Source organism: Cupriavidus sp. 01L415 (assembly GCF_056400065.1).
Genome location: NZ_JBFTSP010000020.1, coordinates 59820 through 74021, shown reverse-complemented (window position 1 = coordinate 74021; position 14202 = coordinate 59820). Strand labels below are relative to the sequence as shown.

Sequence of the window (14202 nt, the reverse complement as noted above, 5' to 3'; positions counted from 1 at the left end):
GGAATCATCAGGCGCCGCAGCGCCGCTCAGCCGGTGGCGCGCTGCAGCACGTCCAGCGTGAGTTGGACGTTGTGGTCGTCGTCGCTGACCCAGATCTCGCCGTCCTGGATCGTGACCGACAGTCGCATGGCGCGCTGCGCCAGGCCGGCCAGCGCGTCGACGGCTTCCGACGGCACATTGTAGATGGTGACGTTGCGCAGCTTGCTAGCTTTGCCGGCCATGCCCTTCCACCATTCACGCGCGCTGGCGCTTTGATACGTATAGACGGTCACGCGCCCGGAGCGGGCGGAGGCGCGCCGCAGGCGGGCCTCGTCGGGCTGGCCCAGTTCGACCCAGTGTTCGATCTCGCCGGTCAGGTTCTTGTCCCAGAGGTCCGGCTCGTCGGGTTCGTCCAGGCCACGGGTGAAGGCAAGAGACTCGGAGGCCTCGCAGGCAAACGCCAGCAGCCGGACCATCATGCGCGCATCGTTTTCGGACGGATGCTGGGCGATGGTCAGGGCGTGGCTGCCGTAGTAGGGCCGGTCCATGTCGGACACGGACAACTCGGCTTTGAAGATGGTGGACTTGAGCGCCATGAGATCAGGAAAGCGGGCGGCGCCAGCGACGTTGCTCGGCGCGCGGAAGGCCGCATCATACGTGATCCGGGCGCCGGCGCGATGGAATCCGCCGCCCGTTTGCGTGCGCTGGCGCGCCCGCGCGGCAATGCGTCAGGACTTGCGGTAGTCGCTGAGCCAGAAGCGCAGCAGTGCGGAAGCCAGCACGAGCGTCAGGAAGGCCGCCGCGGCCACCAGCGCCACGCCGCCATGGCTGTTGATCTGGCCAGTGATGGCGGTCCTGGCCAGCAACGAGCCGACGACCATGGCCAGCAGTGGCAGCAGCAGGGCGCCTCGTCCATAGGTCTTGTAGGCCCAGAGCGGGAAGCGGCGCAGGAAATCGGCAGGAATGCTGCAGGCCAGGCACGCGCCGGCCGCGGCCAGCGACGCCGCAACGACGTCACCCGCGTGAATGTGGATCATCTTGACTCACGTTGTCGCCGGGTGCGCTGGGGGCGGAACGCGGCAGGATGGATTTGCAAAGCGATGATTTTACGAGAGATTTCGCCGGCAAAGGTGACGCGTGGTCATCATCCGGAACGGCAGCCCGCCCTTATTGCAGCTCTTATTGCGGCGCCGGCCCGGCAGGTGACGCCTCGACGGAAATCTGCAAGGTGACCGTATCGCTCACATCGGGCAGGAAACGGGTCATGCCGAATGCGCTGCGCGTCAGTGTGGCGTGGAAGTCACCGCCGCAGACGTCGCGCCTGACGCCGAACAGCACGGTCTGGCCGCAACTGAAGCGGTCGGCCTCCAGCCGCAGCGGTTGCGTGACGCCGTGCAGCGAGAAGGTGCCCTCCACAGCCACGAGCTTGCCGCCTTCGACGATAAAGCGGTTTGCCTGCAGGCGTGCCACGGGGAAGGTCTGGGCGTCGAGAAACTGTGCGGAACGCAGCACACCGTCAAGGCTGCGATTGCCCGAGTCAACCGAATCGGTATCGACAGTGAAGTCGATGGCTCCCGCGCCGGTTGCCGGGTCGTAGATGATCCGGCCGTCCAGCTTGTTGAAACGGCCGCGCACGGTAGTGCGGTCGAAATGGCTGGCGCCGAAGTGGACCGTGGTGTGTGTCGGATCGACGGTGTAGGTGGTGGGTGCCGCAAACGTCATGCCGCTGGCAACCGTTGCCGCGATAGCGGCCGTGGCCAGGCCCAGCCTCAGAGTGGGGATCTGCATGGCGATGCGGCGATCAGTGGACGAAGACCGGTAACAGGAAGATCCCGATCACGGTCAGGAAACCCACGGTCCAGCACAGCGTGCGCAGGGTGGGCCGGTCGGTCAGGTAGCAGACCGTATAGAGAACGCGCGCAACGAGAAATACCACCGCCAGCTCGTTGATCCGGGCCTGTGGCGCGGACAGGTAGCTGGCCGTCAACACAGCCGCGGCAAAGAACGGGAAGGCCTCGAAGTGGTTGCGGTGCGCCAGGTCGGCGCGGCGCGCGCGGCCGCTTTGCTTTTCGAGCCAGCCGCGCGGGTCGTGGTTGTCAAAGCCGCTGCGCCCACCGGCCTTGGCGATGGTTACGGTCAGGACGGGCAGGAGGCCCGCCACCAGTACACACCAGAACGCGATCGGCATTGAATGTCCTTTTCGTCAGGTGAGACCGGAACCGACAGGCTTCCGGCAGGGGAGGCAACCTTTCAGGCCGCCACCACCTTGATGCGTACGCCGGCCACGCCGACGACCTGCCCGGCGCGGATCTTGGCGGTCTTGCGCGACTCCGCCGAACCGTCCACCGAGACCTCGCCGGCTGCGACGAGCGCCTTGCCGGCGCCGCCGCTGTCGCAGATGCCGGCCAGCTTCAGCAGGTCGTTGAGGGCGATGAACTCGCCCTCGAGCGGAAACGTGATGGTCTGCGTCATAGTCACTTGCCCCAGCTGTCCTTCAGGCCGACCGTCCGGTTGAAGACGGGCTTGCCCGGCTGCGAATCCACGCGGTCCGCCACGAAGTAGCCGTGACGCTCGAACTGGAAGCGGTCTTCCGGCTTCGCATCGCGCAGGCCCGGTTCCAGATAGGCCGTGACGACCTTCTTGGAATCGGGGTTCAGCGCGTCCAGGAAATTCTTGCCGCCGGCGTCCGGGTTTGGATCGTTGAACAGGCGGTCGTAGAGGCGCACCTCGGCCTCGTACGCGTGCGCCGCGCTGACCCAGTGGATGTTGCCCTTGACCTTGACGCTGTCCGCGCCCGGCGTGCCGCTCTTGGTGTCCGGCAGGTAGTTCGCATGCACGGCGATCACGTTGCCATCGGCGTCCTTGTCCACGCCCGTGCACTCGATCACGTAGCCATAGCGCAGGCGCACCTTGTTGCCCGGGAACAGGCGGAAGTAGCCCTTCGGCGGGTTCTCGTTGAAGTCCTCGCGCTCGATCCACAGCTCGCGCGACAGCGGGAACACACGACGCCCCAGCTCCGGCTGCTTGGGGTGCACCGGCGCCGAGCATTCCTCGCTCTGGCCTTCGGGATAGTTGTCCAGGATCAGCCTGACCGGGTCCAGCACGCCCACGCTGCGCGGCGCGCGCGCGTCGAGATCGTCGCGCACGGCGCCTTCCAGCGTGCTCATGTCGATCCAGCTGTCGGCCTTGGAGACGCCTACGCGGTCACAGAACAGCTGGATCGATTCCGGCGTGTAGCCGCGGCGGCGGATGCCGACGATGGTGGGCATGCGGGGATCATCCCAGCCGTCCACGCGCTTCTCGTCCACGAGCTGCTTGAGCTTGCGCTTGCTCGTGATCGCGTACGTCAGGTTCAGGCGGGCGAACTCGTATTGATGCGGCAGCGGATCGCGGAACACGCCGGACTCGCGCAGGTGCCCGAGCACCCAGTCATACAGCGGGCGATTGTTCTCGAATTCCAGCGTGCACAGCGAATGGCTGATGTTCTCCAGCGCATCCGAGATGCAATGCGTGAAGTCGTACATCGGGTAGATGCACCACTTGTCGCCGGTCCGGTGGTGATGGGCGTGGCGGATGCGGTAGAGCACCGGGTCGCGCAGCACGATGTTCGGCGCGGCCATGTCGATCTTCGCGCGCAGCACATGTTCGCCGTCGGCGTACTTGTCGTCGCGCATCTCGCGGAACAGCTTCAGGTTTTCCTCGACGGAGCGGTCGCGGTACGGCGACGGCTTGCCCGGCTCTGAGAAGTTGCCGCGCGTGGCGGCGATCTGCTCGGCGCTCTGGCTGTCCACGTAGGCGGCGCCGCGCTCGATCAGCGTTTCGGCGAATGCATACAGCTGGTCGAAGTAGTCGCTGGCGTAGTAGAGGTGCGGAGCCGCGCCGGCCTTGGTGGCGTCCCACGAAAAGCCGAGCCAGTGCACGGAGTCGATGATCGAATCGACGTACTCCGTGTCTTCCTTGACCGGGTTGGTGTCGTCGAAGCGCAGGTGGCAGCGGCCGCCATAGTCGCGGGCCAGACCGAAGTTCAGGCAGATGCTCTTGGCGTGGCCGATGTGCAGGTAGCCGTTGGGCTCCGGCGGGAACCGCGTGATGACCGGGGGCAGCGGCTCGCCCTGCTTGTCCGCGCGGCCGGCATACGTGCCGGCGGCCAGGTCCTGGTCGATGATGCTCCGCAGGAAGTTGGAGGCGGCGGGCGTGTCGTTGGGCTTGTTGTCTTGGCTCATGGTGGCGCCGCATCGGGTGCGGCTGGATAGCATTTGGCGGACGGCCAGGCAAGGATTGACCCGGGCGCGTCCTTGGTGTTCCTTGGAATGGCGGGATTTTACCGTGCCTTGGGGGTCAACCCGACAGCGGACCGCCATTTTGCGAATCGGCTCACTGCGGCGGGACCCGAAGTGGGGCAGAATCCACCGCAGAGTGATCGAGTGCCGTCCTCGGGGCGACACCTCGGCATGACGCTTGGCATGGCGCTCGGTATGGCGTCATCCTCGCACGATCCCCCGGGCCTTGTTGCTGGAACACACCCCATGAAACCTGCTTCCTCCCCCGATTCCATCCCGCCGGCCGATGTGGTGGCGGCGCTCTGGCAGGGTGCCGGCATGGCGCCGGAGGCGCTTGCGCACCTGCACCTGACCGGAGCGGATCCCGTCCTGCCATCGAGCTTTGCCATCGGTGCCGCCGCACAGGCCAGCCTGGGCGCGTCGGCGTTGGCCGCCGCCGCGCTGTGGGCCCGGCGCACGGGCCGCTGGCAGGACGTGTCCGTCGACATGCGTCATGCACTGGCCGAATTCCGCAGCGAGCGCTATCTGCGCGTGAACGGCGGCCCCGCGCCCGAGCTCTGGGACAAGATTGCCGGGCTGTACCCCTGCGGGGACGGCCGGTGGGTCCGGCTGCACACGAACTTTCCCCATCATCGCGACGGCGTGCTGCGCATCCTCCACTGCGCGCACGACAAGGAGGCCGTGCGCGCCGCGCTTGGCAAGTGGGAAGCCGAGGCTTTCGAAGCCACGGCATCGGAGGCGGGCCTCGTGGTCGCCGCGATGCGGACCTTTGACGAATGGCAGGCGCATCCGCAGGCCGAAGCCATCCGCGCGCTGCCGCCGGTGACGATCGAAAAGATCGGCGAAGCGCCGCCGGAGCCGCTGCCGGCCTTGCCTGCTCACGCGGAAATCAATGTCGACGCGCGGCCGCTCACGGGCGTGCGTGTGCTCGATTTCACGCGCATCATCGCGGGCCCGGTCGCGGGGCGCACGCTGGCCGCGCATGGGGCGGACGTGTTGCTGGTGACGGCGTCGCATCTGCCGTCCATCGCCCCGCTCGTCATCGACACGGGACGCGGCAAGCGGTCCTGCCACCTGGACCTGCGGGATCCGGACGACAAGCGCACGCTGCACAAGCTGCTGCATGGCGCGGACGTGCTGGTGCAGGGCTATCGTCCGGCAGGGCTGGCCGAACTGGGCGCCGGGCCGGAAGCCGTGGCACGCGCCCGGCCGGGCATTGTCTACGTGTCACTGTCGGCATATGGTCACGTCGGACCGTGGTCGGGCAAGCGCGGCTTCGACTCGCTCGTCCAGACCGCGACCGGGCTGAATCATGACGAAGCCCAGGCCGCCGGCAGCACCGACCCGAAGCCATTGCCGGCTCAGGTGCTCGACCACGCCGCGGGCTACCTGCTGGCGTTTGGCGCGATGGCGGCGCTGCATCGGCGCGCCGTGGAAGGGGGAAGCTGGCATGTGCGCGTGTCGCTGGCACAGGTGGGGCAGTGGCTGCGCAGCCTCGGGCGCGTGCCAGACGGCCTCGGCGTACCGGATCAGCACATCGACGAGATTTCCGACCTGCTGGAAGTGCTCGAATCCGGTTTCGGTGAACTGACGATTGTGCGGCACGCCGCGAAGCTGTCAGAGACGCCCCCGTACTGGGCATTTCCGTCGGTGCCGCTGGGCACGCACCCCGCCGAATGGTTACCGCGCCGAACGTAGGACGCTTGCGCTGACGTCGGCCAGCGAGTGTGGCAAGACCCCGCAACGACGCCAGAATATTTTTGAAACGGCCTCTCAGTAGAGCGTGTTGCGCATGCGCTCGGGTTGCTCGCGGTCGTAGGTCGGGCCGTCGATCGCGTGCTGGCTGAGTTCGGCCACGATGGTGCCGTTGCTGGGCAGTGCCTCGCGTGGAATCTGCGCATCGGGCGACCACAGGTGCGAACGGACCAGCGCGCGGGCGCACTGGAAGAACACGGATCGCACCGAAACGACCAGTACCGTCGTCGGGGCCTTGCCATGTGCCTCGCATCGGGCGATCAGGTCCGGGTCGGTCGATATCGTCGCGGTACCGCTGATGCGCAGCGTTTCATTGACCCCCGGCACGAGGAACAGCAGCCCCACGCGCGGATCGGCCACGATGTTGCGCAGGCTGTCGATGCGATTGTTGCCGCGTCGGTCCGGCAGCAACAGCGTGCGGTCGTCCAGGACCTGCACGAAACCCGGCGCATCGCCGCGCGGGGAGCAGTCGCCACCCTTGTCGCTCATCGTCGACAACAGGCAAAACGGCGACGCTTCCACGAACGTGCGGTAGTACGGGTGCAGGTAGTCGACTTCCTTGGCGAGGGAGGCGGCGCCGGGCTCGGCGTAAAGCGCTTCCAGGTCGGTGAGCGCGGCGATGTCGTGGGACGTCATGGCAGTGGGGCGCTGAAGTTGGCGGGGCAATGGAGGACCAACAGGAACAAGGGGAAACGGGGCAAACCGGCGAAAGCAGCCGGAAACGGAAGTATGCCCCTGAATTGTGTCCGTGAAGCGTGACCCTCCCGGGTGGATCAGAGCGTGATCGTGCCGCGGCCGATCTCGATTACCCGGCCGCCGACCCGGATGGCACCCTCGGCGGTGACCGCCAGGTCCAGCCGGCAGTGGCGACCCACGAACTCGCCCTGATCCACGGCATAGGCCGCCGGCAGCGCGTGGCCGGTGGCCAGCAGCCACCCGCCGAGGTTGGCGCACGCGGAGCCGGTGCCCGGATCTTCGGCAACGCCACCGCCCTGCTTGGTGAAGAAGTAGCGCACCAGCACCTTGCCAGGCTGTTCCGGATCGAAGGCAAACACGTAGGCTGTCTTGCGGCCCAGACTGCTCTGCGGCCAGCGGTCAAGGCGGCTGCTGTCCGGCTGCGCGCGACGTACGGCGTCCGGCGTCCTGACTGGCACCAGCAGTTGGTCGGCGCCGGTGTCGACCCACATCGGCGATCCCGCGAGGTCGTCCACGGACAGGCCCAGCAGCGATGCCATCTCGGCGTCGGGCAGGCCTGCCGGCGCAGTCTTTGGCTGGCCCTGATGCGGCGCCGTCAGCGTCCAGCGGTCTCCCTCGGCGGTCACCGGCACCACGCCGGCCTTGAACTCGAGCGACAACGCATCGCCGGTCCTTGCCAAGTCGCGCACCACGTGGGCCGTGCCCAGCGTCGGGTGGCCGGCGAAACGCATTTCGTAGCCGGGCGTGAAGATGCGCACGGCGGCGGTCGCGTTGTCAGACGGAAATACGAACGTGGTCTCGGACAGGTTGAACTGCAGCGCCAGCGCCTGCATGGTGGCGTCGTCCAGGCCGCGCGCGTCTTCGAACACGCACAGGGGATTGCCGCCGAAGGTGGATTCGGCGAAGACGTTGACGATGCGGAAGGCGTAGTCGGTCATGGTAGGAGGCGCGGTGAGTGGTGTGGTGAACGACGCGATGAGTAGCGACGAATGGCGACGAATGGCAGCGGAGGCAACGGCGCGAGGAACGAGTGGGGAGTCGCGGCGAATCCGGCAAGTGTATGCGAGCGGTTGGCGGGCGCCATGCACAGTTCCGCACGCGCGGAGCGGAACAGTTGAGGCCGGCGCGACACCCTGGCCCCCATTCCCCGGGCCCCATTCGCCCGGCCCTCCCGGCCCAAATTCACCGCCCCGTCTTCCCCGCCCCGTATCCACCATCCCCGATGCCTGCTTCACACGCCCATGAAAAAAGCGCCCGGGGGATGGACCCCCGGGCGCCTTGCAGGACAACGACTTCAGTACAGCTTCGGTGCTGCGGTACTACGAAATCATTCGCCAGTCCGGTGTCAGAAGCCCACGGCCTGACCGTCGCGACGGCTGTCGCTGGCGGCCACGTAGCCTTGCTCGGCGTCATCGGACAGGCGCCAGATGAACTGGCCGGAGCCGAAGTCCATATAGGGATCGTTCACGGACTTGAGCTGGTGGCCGCGTGCCTTCAGGCCCGCCAGCGTGGCCGGGTCCATCGTGCCTTCCACGTCCAGCGTGAAATCGCGGTTCACCTTCCAGCGCGGTGCGCAGCAGGCGGCCTGCGGCTGCTGCTTGTAGTCCAGCATGCGCACCACGGTCTGCAGGTGGCCCTGCGGCTGCATGTCGCCGCCCATCACGCCAAAGCTCATCACGGGCTGGCCGTCCTTCGTCAGGAATGCGGGGATGATGGTGTGGAAAGGACGCTTGCCGCCTTCCACCACGTTGGCGGACTTCGGATCCATCGAGAATCCCACGCCACGGTTCTGCAGGCTGATGCCGGTGCCCGGCACCACCACGCCCGAGCCAAAGCCCATGTAGTTCGACTGGATGAACGAGATCATCATGCCGTTCTCGTCGGCGGCGGTCAGGTAGATCGTGCCGCCGACCTTCGGCATGCCGAAGTTGAAGTGGGTGGCGCGCTTCATGTCGATCAGCTTCGCGCGGGACTTCAGGTAGGCATCGTCCAGCATCTGCTCGGGCGTGACCTCCATGCTGCGCGGGTCGGCCACATAGCGGTACAGGTCGGCGAAGGCGAGCTTCATGGCCTCGATCTGCAGATGCTGGGAATCCACGGAGTCGACCGGCAGCGAACCCACGTCGAACTGGTCGAGGATGCCCAGCGCCATCAGCGCGGCAATGCCCTGGCCGTTCGGCGGAATTTCGTGCACGTCATGGTCGCGGTAGGACTTGCTGATCGGCTTGACCCAGTCAGGACGATAGTTGCGCAGGTCGTCCAGCGTCAGCGCGGCACCGCACTCCTTGCTGAAAGCGGCGATCCGTTCGGCGATCTCGCCTTCGTAATAGGCACGGCCCTTGGAGGCGCCGATCTTGCGCAGCGTGTCGGCGGCGGCCTTGAGGACGAACTTCTCGCCCACCTGCGGCGCGCGGCCGTTGGGCATGAAGGTGTCGGCAAAGCCCGGCTGGTTCTTCAGGTCCGGCACGGCGGCGGCCCACTTGTGCGCGACCACCGGCGGCACGGCGTAGCCGCGCTCGGCGATCTCGATCGCCGGCTCCATCAGGTCTTCGAACGGCAGCTTGCCGAAGCGCTCGTGCAGTGCGGCCCAGCCGGCGATCACGCCCGGCACAGTGACCGAGTCCCAGCCGCGGATCGGGCGGTTGGCGTTGCCGTTGGCATCCACGCCATACTTCTTCTTGAAGTAGTCGGTATTCCAGGCGGCCGGGGCCACGCCGGAGGAGTTCAGGCCATGCAGCTCCTTGCCGTCCCAGAGGATCGCGAAGGCATCGCTGCCCAGGCCGCACGACACGGGCTCAACCAGCGTGATCGCGGCCGCGGCGGCGATGGCCGCGTCGACGGCATTGCCGCCCTTGAGCAGCATGCGCAGGCCGGCCTGTGCGGCCAGCGGGTGCGACGTCGACACCACGTTGCGCGCGAACAGCGGAATGCGCACGGTGGGATAGGGGTTGGTCCAGTTGAAGTTCTGCATGGTCTGTCTCGTAAATGCGGGCCTCGGGAGGCCTCGGGACAAAATATCCTGCGCGGCATCACGCACCGCGATGTCAGGAAGGAATGTGGAAGGATAAGGCCGGCGTCGCGCGCCGGCCCGATGCCGATCAGTCGACCTGGATCTTCCGGTCCTTGATCAGCTTGCCCCATCGGGCGCTGTCCTTCTTCACCATCGTCGCGAACTGCGCCGGCGTGCCGCCGACGGGCTCGGCGCCCAGCTTGGCCAGGCGGTCCTTGACGTCCTGCGACTGGATCGCCTTGTTGAACTCGGCGTTCAGGCGACTGACGACGTCAGCCGGCAATCCCTTCGGGCCGTAGATGCCGAACCACGTATCGGATTCGAAGCCGGGCAGGCCGGATTCGCTGGCCGTCGGCAGGTCCGGTGCCAGCGGGGAACGCTTGAGGCTGGTCACGGCCAGGGCCTTGAGCTTGCCGTCCTTCACGTGCGGCATGCCGGACACGATGCTGTCGAACAACACCTGCACCTTGTTCGAGATCAGGTCGGGCACCGCCAGCGCCGTGCCGCGGTACGGGATATGGGTGATGAACACCCCGGCCTGGGCCTTGAAGGCCTCGGCCGTCAGGTGGACCACCGTGCCGTTGCCGCTGGAAGCGTAGTTCAGCTCGCCCGGATGCTTCTTGGCGTAGTCGATCAGTTCCTTGACATTCTTGACCGGCAGGGAGTTTGGCACGACCAGCACGTTGGTTGCCGTGGCCACCTGACCGATCGGGGTGAAATCGGTCTCGGTGTTGTACGGCAGGTGCGTGTTGATGTACGGGCCGATGGAGTGCGTGCTGGTGGTGGCGATCAGCAGCGTGTAGCCGTCAGCCGGGGCCTTGGCGGCCATGTCGGAACCAATCGCGCCGCCCGCGCCGGGCCGGTTGTCCACCACGATCTGCTGGCCCAGGTTGGCGCCCACTTTCTGGGCGATGGCTCGCGCCAGCAGATCCGTCGCGCCGCTGGCGGGGAAGGGCACGATCAGGCGGATCGGCTTGCTGGGGAAGGTGTCGGCGTGCGACGGTGCGGCAACCAGGGTCAGGCTCGTGGCAAGGCCGATGCCGATATGGCGTAGCCAGGTTTTCATTCTTCGCTCCGGTACGGAAGATCAAACAGTCAGGCGGGGGCAATGCAAGGCAGGAAAAACCGAGCCAAATCAAGGCCCGACCATCATTATTCCGCGCGGCCGATCACAATGAAAGCTAATATTCCTTTTGTGATTCACAAGAAAACCTTGTGAGTGGATGCACCACAATCGAGCCTGACATGAGCACTATCCGTTTCCTTCGTACTCTTGTGGCCGTCGCCGAGCAGGGGTCCTTTGCCGCCGCGGCCGGCCAGGTGGCGCTGACCCAGGCCGCCGTCAGCCTGCAGATGCGCTCGCTGGAGCAGGAGTTGCGGCGCGAACTGTTCGACCGCAGCGGCCGCGTGGCCGTGCTCAACGCGGACGGGCGGGAGCTGTTGCCACGGGCGCGCCAGCTGCTGGCGCTCTACGACGAGATGCGCTTGCCGCTGGCGGCGTCCGAGGCCATGGCCGGGGCGGTGGCCGTGGGCGCTGTGGTGTCGGTGATGGGGGGGCTGTCGCACGTGGTGGCACGGATGAAGCGCGCCTACCCCGCGCTGGATGTGCGGCTGGTGGGGGCCAAGTCAATCGACCTGGCGGCGCAGGTGGAAAGCGGCGAGCTCGACGCGGCATTCCTGGTGGAGGGGTCGGCCCGGCCGGCCGGCGCGCTGCGCTGGACGCCGCTCTATCAGGAGCCGCTGGTCGCCATCGCCGCGCGCGGCAGTCCGGGCGAGACGGCACGCCAGGCGCTGGCCGCCAATCCGTTCCTGCGCTTCGACCGCGGCCAGCGCACCGGTGCGCTCGTGGAGCGCGCGCTACGCCGCGCGCACCTGCGGACTAACGAGTTCCTCGAACTCAATTCGATCGAGGCGCTGGTGGAGCTGGTACGGCAGGAAGTGGGCGTGACCGTGGTGCCTTTGCTCAAGCGCGCGCGCTGGCGCGACGACGATGCGCTCCGGATCCTGCCGCTGCAGGCCGCCGGGGACCCGGTGGTGCGTACGATCGGCATGCTGGAGCGGCGCGATCACGGCCGGGGACACGTGACGGAGGCAATCCGCGCGGCATGCGCCGGCCTGTTTGGCGGCTGACGCCAGCGTAGGCGGCCGGGGCGAGGCCTCCGGACGCGGAATAAAAAAAGGGCGCCTTGCGGCGCCCTGAGCTTGCGTTGTGTGGCCGGTAACCCCGGCCTGGCTACTGCTTATTCTTCCTGGAACGCTTCTTCGCGCTTGGACTTGATCGCCGGCATCGCCACGATCGCCACCAGGACCGCCGCGGCGATCAGCAGGCCCAGCGACAGCGGACGCGTCACGAACACGCTGAAGTCACCACGCGACAGCAGCAGCGAGCGGCGGAAGTTCTCTTCCATCATCGGTCCCAGCACGAAGCCGAGCAGCAGCGGTGCCGGTTCGCACTTGAGCTTGATGAACAGGTAGCCGATCACGCCGAAGGCCGCGGTCTGGAACACGTCGAACGTGGTGTTCTGGACCGAGTACACGCCGATGCAGCAGAACGTCAGGATGGCCGGGTACAGGTAGCGGTAAGGCACCTTCAGCAGCTTCACCCAGATACCGATCAGCGGCAGGTTCAGCACGATCAGCATGAAGTTGCCGATCCACATCGAGGCGATCAGGCCCCAGAACAGCGCCGGGTTGCTGGTCATCACCTGCGGGCCGGGCTGGATGTTGTGGATGGTCATCGCACCCACCATCAGCGCCATCACGGCGTTAGGCGGAATACCCAGCGTCAGCAGCGGGATGAACGAGGTCTGTGCCGCGGCGTTGTTGGCCGATTCCGGACCTGCCACACCTTCGATCGCGCCCTTGCCGAATTCATGCGCATACTTCGACGTCTTCTTTTCCAGCGAGTAGGCTGCAAACGAAGCCAGTGCCGCACCGCCGCCGGGCAGGATGCCCAGTGCGGAACCCAGCGCCGTGCCACGCAGCACCGCCGGGATCATGCGCTTGAAGTCCGCCTTGGTCGGGAACAGGTTGGTGATGTGGTCGGTAAAGGTCTCGCGGGCATCCTTCTGTTCGAGGTTCGCGATGATTTCCGCGAAGCCGAACACGCCCATGGCCACCGAAACGAAGTTCAGGCCGTCGGTCAGTTCGGGTACGTCGAACGAGAAGCGCGCCGCGCCCGAGTTCACGTCGGTACCGACCAGGCCCAGCAGCAGACCCAGCACGATCATGGCGATTGCCTTGACCAGCGAACCCGAAGCCAGCACCACGGCACCGATCAGGCCCAGCACCATCAGCGAGAAGTACTCGGCGGGGCCGAACTTGAATGCCAGTTCCGACAGCGGTGCGGCAAAGGCGGCCAGGATCAGCGTAGCCACGCAGCCGGCGAAGAACGAGCCCAGACCGGCGGTGGCCAGCGCCACGCCGGCACGGCCACGTCGTGCCATCTGGTAGCCGTCGATGGTGGTCACCACCGACGACGATTCACCAGGCAGGTTCACCAGGATGGCGGTCGTGGAACCACCGTATTGCGCGCCGTAGTAGATACCGGCCAGCATGATCAGCGCGGCCACCGGGGGCAGCGTGTAGGTCACCGGCAGCAGCATGGCGATGGTGGCCAGAGGCCCCAGGCCCGGCAGCACGCCAATCAGGGTGCCCAGCACGCAGCCCAGGAAGGCGTACGCGAGGTTCTGGAAGGACAGGGCGGTAGCAAAGCCCAGTCCGAGGTTGGAGAGTAGTTCCATGTTGGCGGCTCCTTAGCTTGCCAGGAAAGCCGGCCACACCGGCATCTGCAGGTTGATGCCGTACACGAATGCGCCCAGGCTGATCACCACGAGGATGATCGCGTTCAGGACGGTACCCTTCCAGCTGAATTCATGACTGGCCATCGAGGAGACGAGCACCAGCACCAGCACCGACAGCACCATGCCCAGCGGCTTGAGCAGCAGGCCGAACAGCACCACGGCGCCCAGGATCCAAAGCAGCGTCTTGATGTCCCAGCGGGCCAGCTGGTCTTCTTCCATCTTGGAAGACAGCGAGCCCCACAGTACCAGCGCGCCCAGCAGGGCGAGCACGACGCCGAGCCAGAACGGGAAGTACCCCGGTCCCATCTTGGCGGCTGTTCCCATGGAATAGCCACGGGCGACGAAGGAAAAGCCGAATCCGACCAGGATGAACAACAGGCCGGAGGCAAAGTCCTTTTGGCTACGTATGCGCAAAATGATTCTCCTCGATATTGACTGCTTGAAATCGTCGCGGCGGAGCCGGATCGTCCGGCTTCGTGCAAGGCAGGAAGGGACAATCTCCCCCGACCCCGCCACGGGCAGGGTGGAAGTTAAAAGCGCATCCTTTCAGCTACCTTTCATATGTCTGCAATCAGGGGCAACTTCAGGGTATGTCCCTAGGGAGACGTCTGAAAGGACGCAGTAAGTCGTTGACGTTGCAACGAAAAAAGGAAAACAAAGGGGTAGACAAGGGGCGGGC

General features: G+C 66.3%; 14 protein-coding genes. 2 read left to right on the top strand and 12 right to left on the bottom strand.

Annotated elements, in window-relative coordinates; genetic code table 11:
* Positions 1 to 26: 26 nt before the first annotated feature.
* The 6 genes from AC1DOX_RS22880 to AC1DOX_RS22855 all read right to left on the bottom strand — a co-directional run bounded on the left by AC1DOX_RS22880 (position 27) and on the right by AC1DOX_RS22855 (position 4202).
* Entirely contained in the window at positions 27 to 575 is a 549-nt protein-coding gene (locus tag AC1DOX_RS22880) for a YaeQ family protein (RefSeq protein ID WP_441617307.1), read from the bottom strand.
* A gap of 132 nt (positions 576 to 707) precedes the next feature.
* Positions 708 to 1016: a hypothetical protein gene (locus AC1DOX_RS22875; RefSeq protein WP_092134796.1), complete on the bottom strand. Its 309-nt coding sequence runs from the start codon at positions 1014 to 1016 to the stop codon at positions 708 to 710.
* 142 nt (positions 1017 to 1158) lie between these two features.
* Positions 1159 to 1701: a YceI family protein gene (locus AC1DOX_RS22870; protein WP_092135448.1), complete on the bottom strand. Its 543-nt coding sequence runs from the start codon at positions 1699 to 1701 to the stop codon at positions 1159 to 1161.
* A 79-nt stretch (positions 1702 to 1780) separates the two neighbouring features.
* A complete protein-coding gene (locus AC1DOX_RS22865; protein WP_092134794.1) occupies positions 1781 to 2167 on the bottom strand; it encodes an MAPEG family protein in 387 nt (128 codons plus the stop codon).
* 62 nt (positions 2168 to 2229) lie between these two features.
* Positions 2230 to 2451, bottom strand: coding sequence for an RNA-binding S4 domain-containing protein (locus tag AC1DOX_RS22860; RefSeq protein WP_092134792.1), 222 nt, complete (start codon positions 2449 to 2451; stop codon positions 2230 to 2232).
* 2 nt (positions 2452 to 2453) lie between these two features.
* Positions 2454 to 4202, bottom strand: coding sequence for a glutamine--tRNA ligase/YqeY domain fusion protein (locus AC1DOX_RS22855; protein ID WP_441617310.1), 1749 nt, complete (start codon positions 4200 to 4202; stop codon positions 2454 to 2456).
* A 303-nt stretch (positions 4203 to 4505) separates the two neighbouring features.
* Here AC1DOX_RS22855 and AC1DOX_RS22850 point away from each other — a divergent pair, with 303 nt between their 5' ends.
* Positions 4506 to 5957 carry a CoA transferase gene (locus AC1DOX_RS22850; protein ID WP_441617312.1) on the top strand — a complete coding sequence of 484 codons (1452 nt, stop codon included), beginning with the start codon at positions 4506 to 4508 and terminating at the stop codon, positions 5955 to 5957.
* 75 nt (positions 5958 to 6032) lie between these two features.
* On the opposite strand, the gene AC1DOX_RS22845 is transcribed toward AC1DOX_RS22850, so the two are convergent.
* The 4 genes from AC1DOX_RS22845 to AC1DOX_RS22830 all read right to left on the bottom strand — a co-directional run bounded on the left by AC1DOX_RS22845 (position 6033) and on the right by AC1DOX_RS22830 (position 10786).
* Entirely contained in the window at positions 6033 to 6650 is a 618-nt protein-coding gene (locus AC1DOX_RS22845; RefSeq protein WP_441617314.1) for a pyridoxamine 5'-phosphate oxidase family protein, read from the bottom strand.
* A gap of 137 nt (positions 6651 to 6787) precedes the next feature.
* Positions 6788 to 7648 (bottom strand): PhzF family phenazine biosynthesis protein, encoded by an 861-nt coding sequence (locus AC1DOX_RS22840; protein WP_441617316.1) that lies wholly within the window; start codon positions 7646 to 7648, stop codon positions 6788 to 6790.
* Between the two features lie 407 nt (positions 7649 to 8055).
* Complete coding sequence (gene ggt, locus AC1DOX_RS22835; protein ID WP_441617318.1) at positions 8056 to 9681, bottom strand: gamma-glutamyltransferase; 1626 nt, start codon at positions 9679 to 9681, stop codon at positions 8056 to 8058.
* 127 nt (positions 9682 to 9808) lie between these two features.
* Positions 9809 to 10786: a Bug family tripartite tricarboxylate transporter substrate binding protein gene (locus tag AC1DOX_RS22830; protein ID WP_092134783.1), complete on the bottom strand. Its 978-nt coding sequence runs from the start codon at positions 10784 to 10786 to the stop codon at positions 9809 to 9811.
* A 179-nt stretch (positions 10787 to 10965) separates the two neighbouring features.
* Here AC1DOX_RS22830 and AC1DOX_RS22825 point away from each other — a divergent pair, with 179 nt between their 5' ends.
* On the top strand, positions 10966 to 11850 hold the full coding sequence (locus AC1DOX_RS22825; protein ID WP_092134782.1) for a LysR substrate-binding domain-containing protein: 885 nt from the start codon (positions 10966 to 10968) through the stop codon (positions 11848 to 11850).
* Positions 11851 to 11960: 110 nt separating this feature from the next.
* Here the strand turns inward: AC1DOX_RS22825 and AC1DOX_RS22820 are convergent, their stop codons facing one another.
* Entirely contained in the window at positions 11961 to 13463 is a 1503-nt protein-coding gene (locus AC1DOX_RS22820; protein ID WP_441617321.1) for a tripartite tricarboxylate transporter permease, read from the bottom strand.
* 12 nt (positions 13464 to 13475) lie between these two features.
* A complete protein-coding gene (locus tag AC1DOX_RS22815) occupies positions 13476 to 13937 on the bottom strand; it encodes a tripartite tricarboxylate transporter TctB family protein (RefSeq protein ID WP_092134779.1) in 462 nt (153 codons plus the stop codon).
* Positions 13938 to 14202: the final 265 nt, after the last annotated feature.

What these genes read in the sequence shown, in the direction of transcription:
- AC1DOX_RS22880 (WP_441617307.1), bottom strand. Translation starts at nt 575, where the DNA reads ATGGCGCTCAAGTCCACCATCTTCAAAGCCGAGTTGTCCGTGTCCGAC.
- AC1DOX_RS22875 (WP_092134796.1), bottom strand. Translation starts at nt 1,016, where the DNA reads ATGATCCACATTCACGCGGGTGACGTCGTTGCGGCGTCGCTGGCCGCG.
- AC1DOX_RS22870 (WP_092135448.1), bottom strand. Translation starts at nt 1,701, where the DNA reads ATGACGTTTGCGGCACCCACCACCTACACCGTCGATCCGACACACACC.
- AC1DOX_RS22865 (WP_092134794.1), bottom strand. Translation starts at nt 2,167, where the DNA reads ATGCCGATCGCGTTCTGGTGTGTACTGGTGGCGGGCCTCCTGCCCGTC.
- AC1DOX_RS22860 (WP_092134792.1), bottom strand. Translation starts at nt 2,451, where the DNA reads ATGACGCAGACCATCACGTTTCCGCTCGAGGGCGAGTTCATCGCCCTC.
- AC1DOX_RS22855 (WP_441617310.1), bottom strand. Translation starts at nt 4,202, where the DNA reads ATGAGCCAAGACAACAAGCCCAACGACACGCCCGCCGCCTCCAACTTC.
- AC1DOX_RS22850 (WP_441617312.1), top strand. Translation starts at nt 4,506, where the DNA reads ATGAAACCTGCTTCCTCCCCCGATTCCATCCCGCCGGCCGATGTGGTG.
- AC1DOX_RS22845 (WP_441617314.1), bottom strand. Translation starts at nt 6,650, where the DNA reads ATGACGTCCCACGACATCGCCGCGCTCACCGACCTGGAAGCGCTTTAC.
- AC1DOX_RS22840 (WP_441617316.1), bottom strand. Translation starts at nt 7,648, where the DNA reads ATGACCGACTACGCCTTCCGCATCGTCAACGTCTTCGCCGAATCCACC.
- ggt (WP_441617318.1), bottom strand. Translation starts at nt 9,681, where the DNA reads ATGCAGAACTTCAACTGGACCAACCCCTATCCCACCGTGCGCATTCCG.
- AC1DOX_RS22830 (WP_092134783.1), bottom strand. Translation starts at nt 10,786, where the DNA reads ATGAAAACCTGGCTACGCCATATCGGCATCGGCCTTGCCACGAGCCTG.
- AC1DOX_RS22825 (WP_092134782.1), top strand. Translation starts at nt 10,966, where the DNA reads ATGAGCACTATCCGTTTCCTTCGTACTCTTGTGGCCGTCGCCGAGCAG.
- AC1DOX_RS22820 (WP_441617321.1), bottom strand. Translation starts at nt 13,463, where the DNA reads ATGGAACTACTCTCCAACCTCGGACTGGGCTTTGCTACCGCCCTGTCC.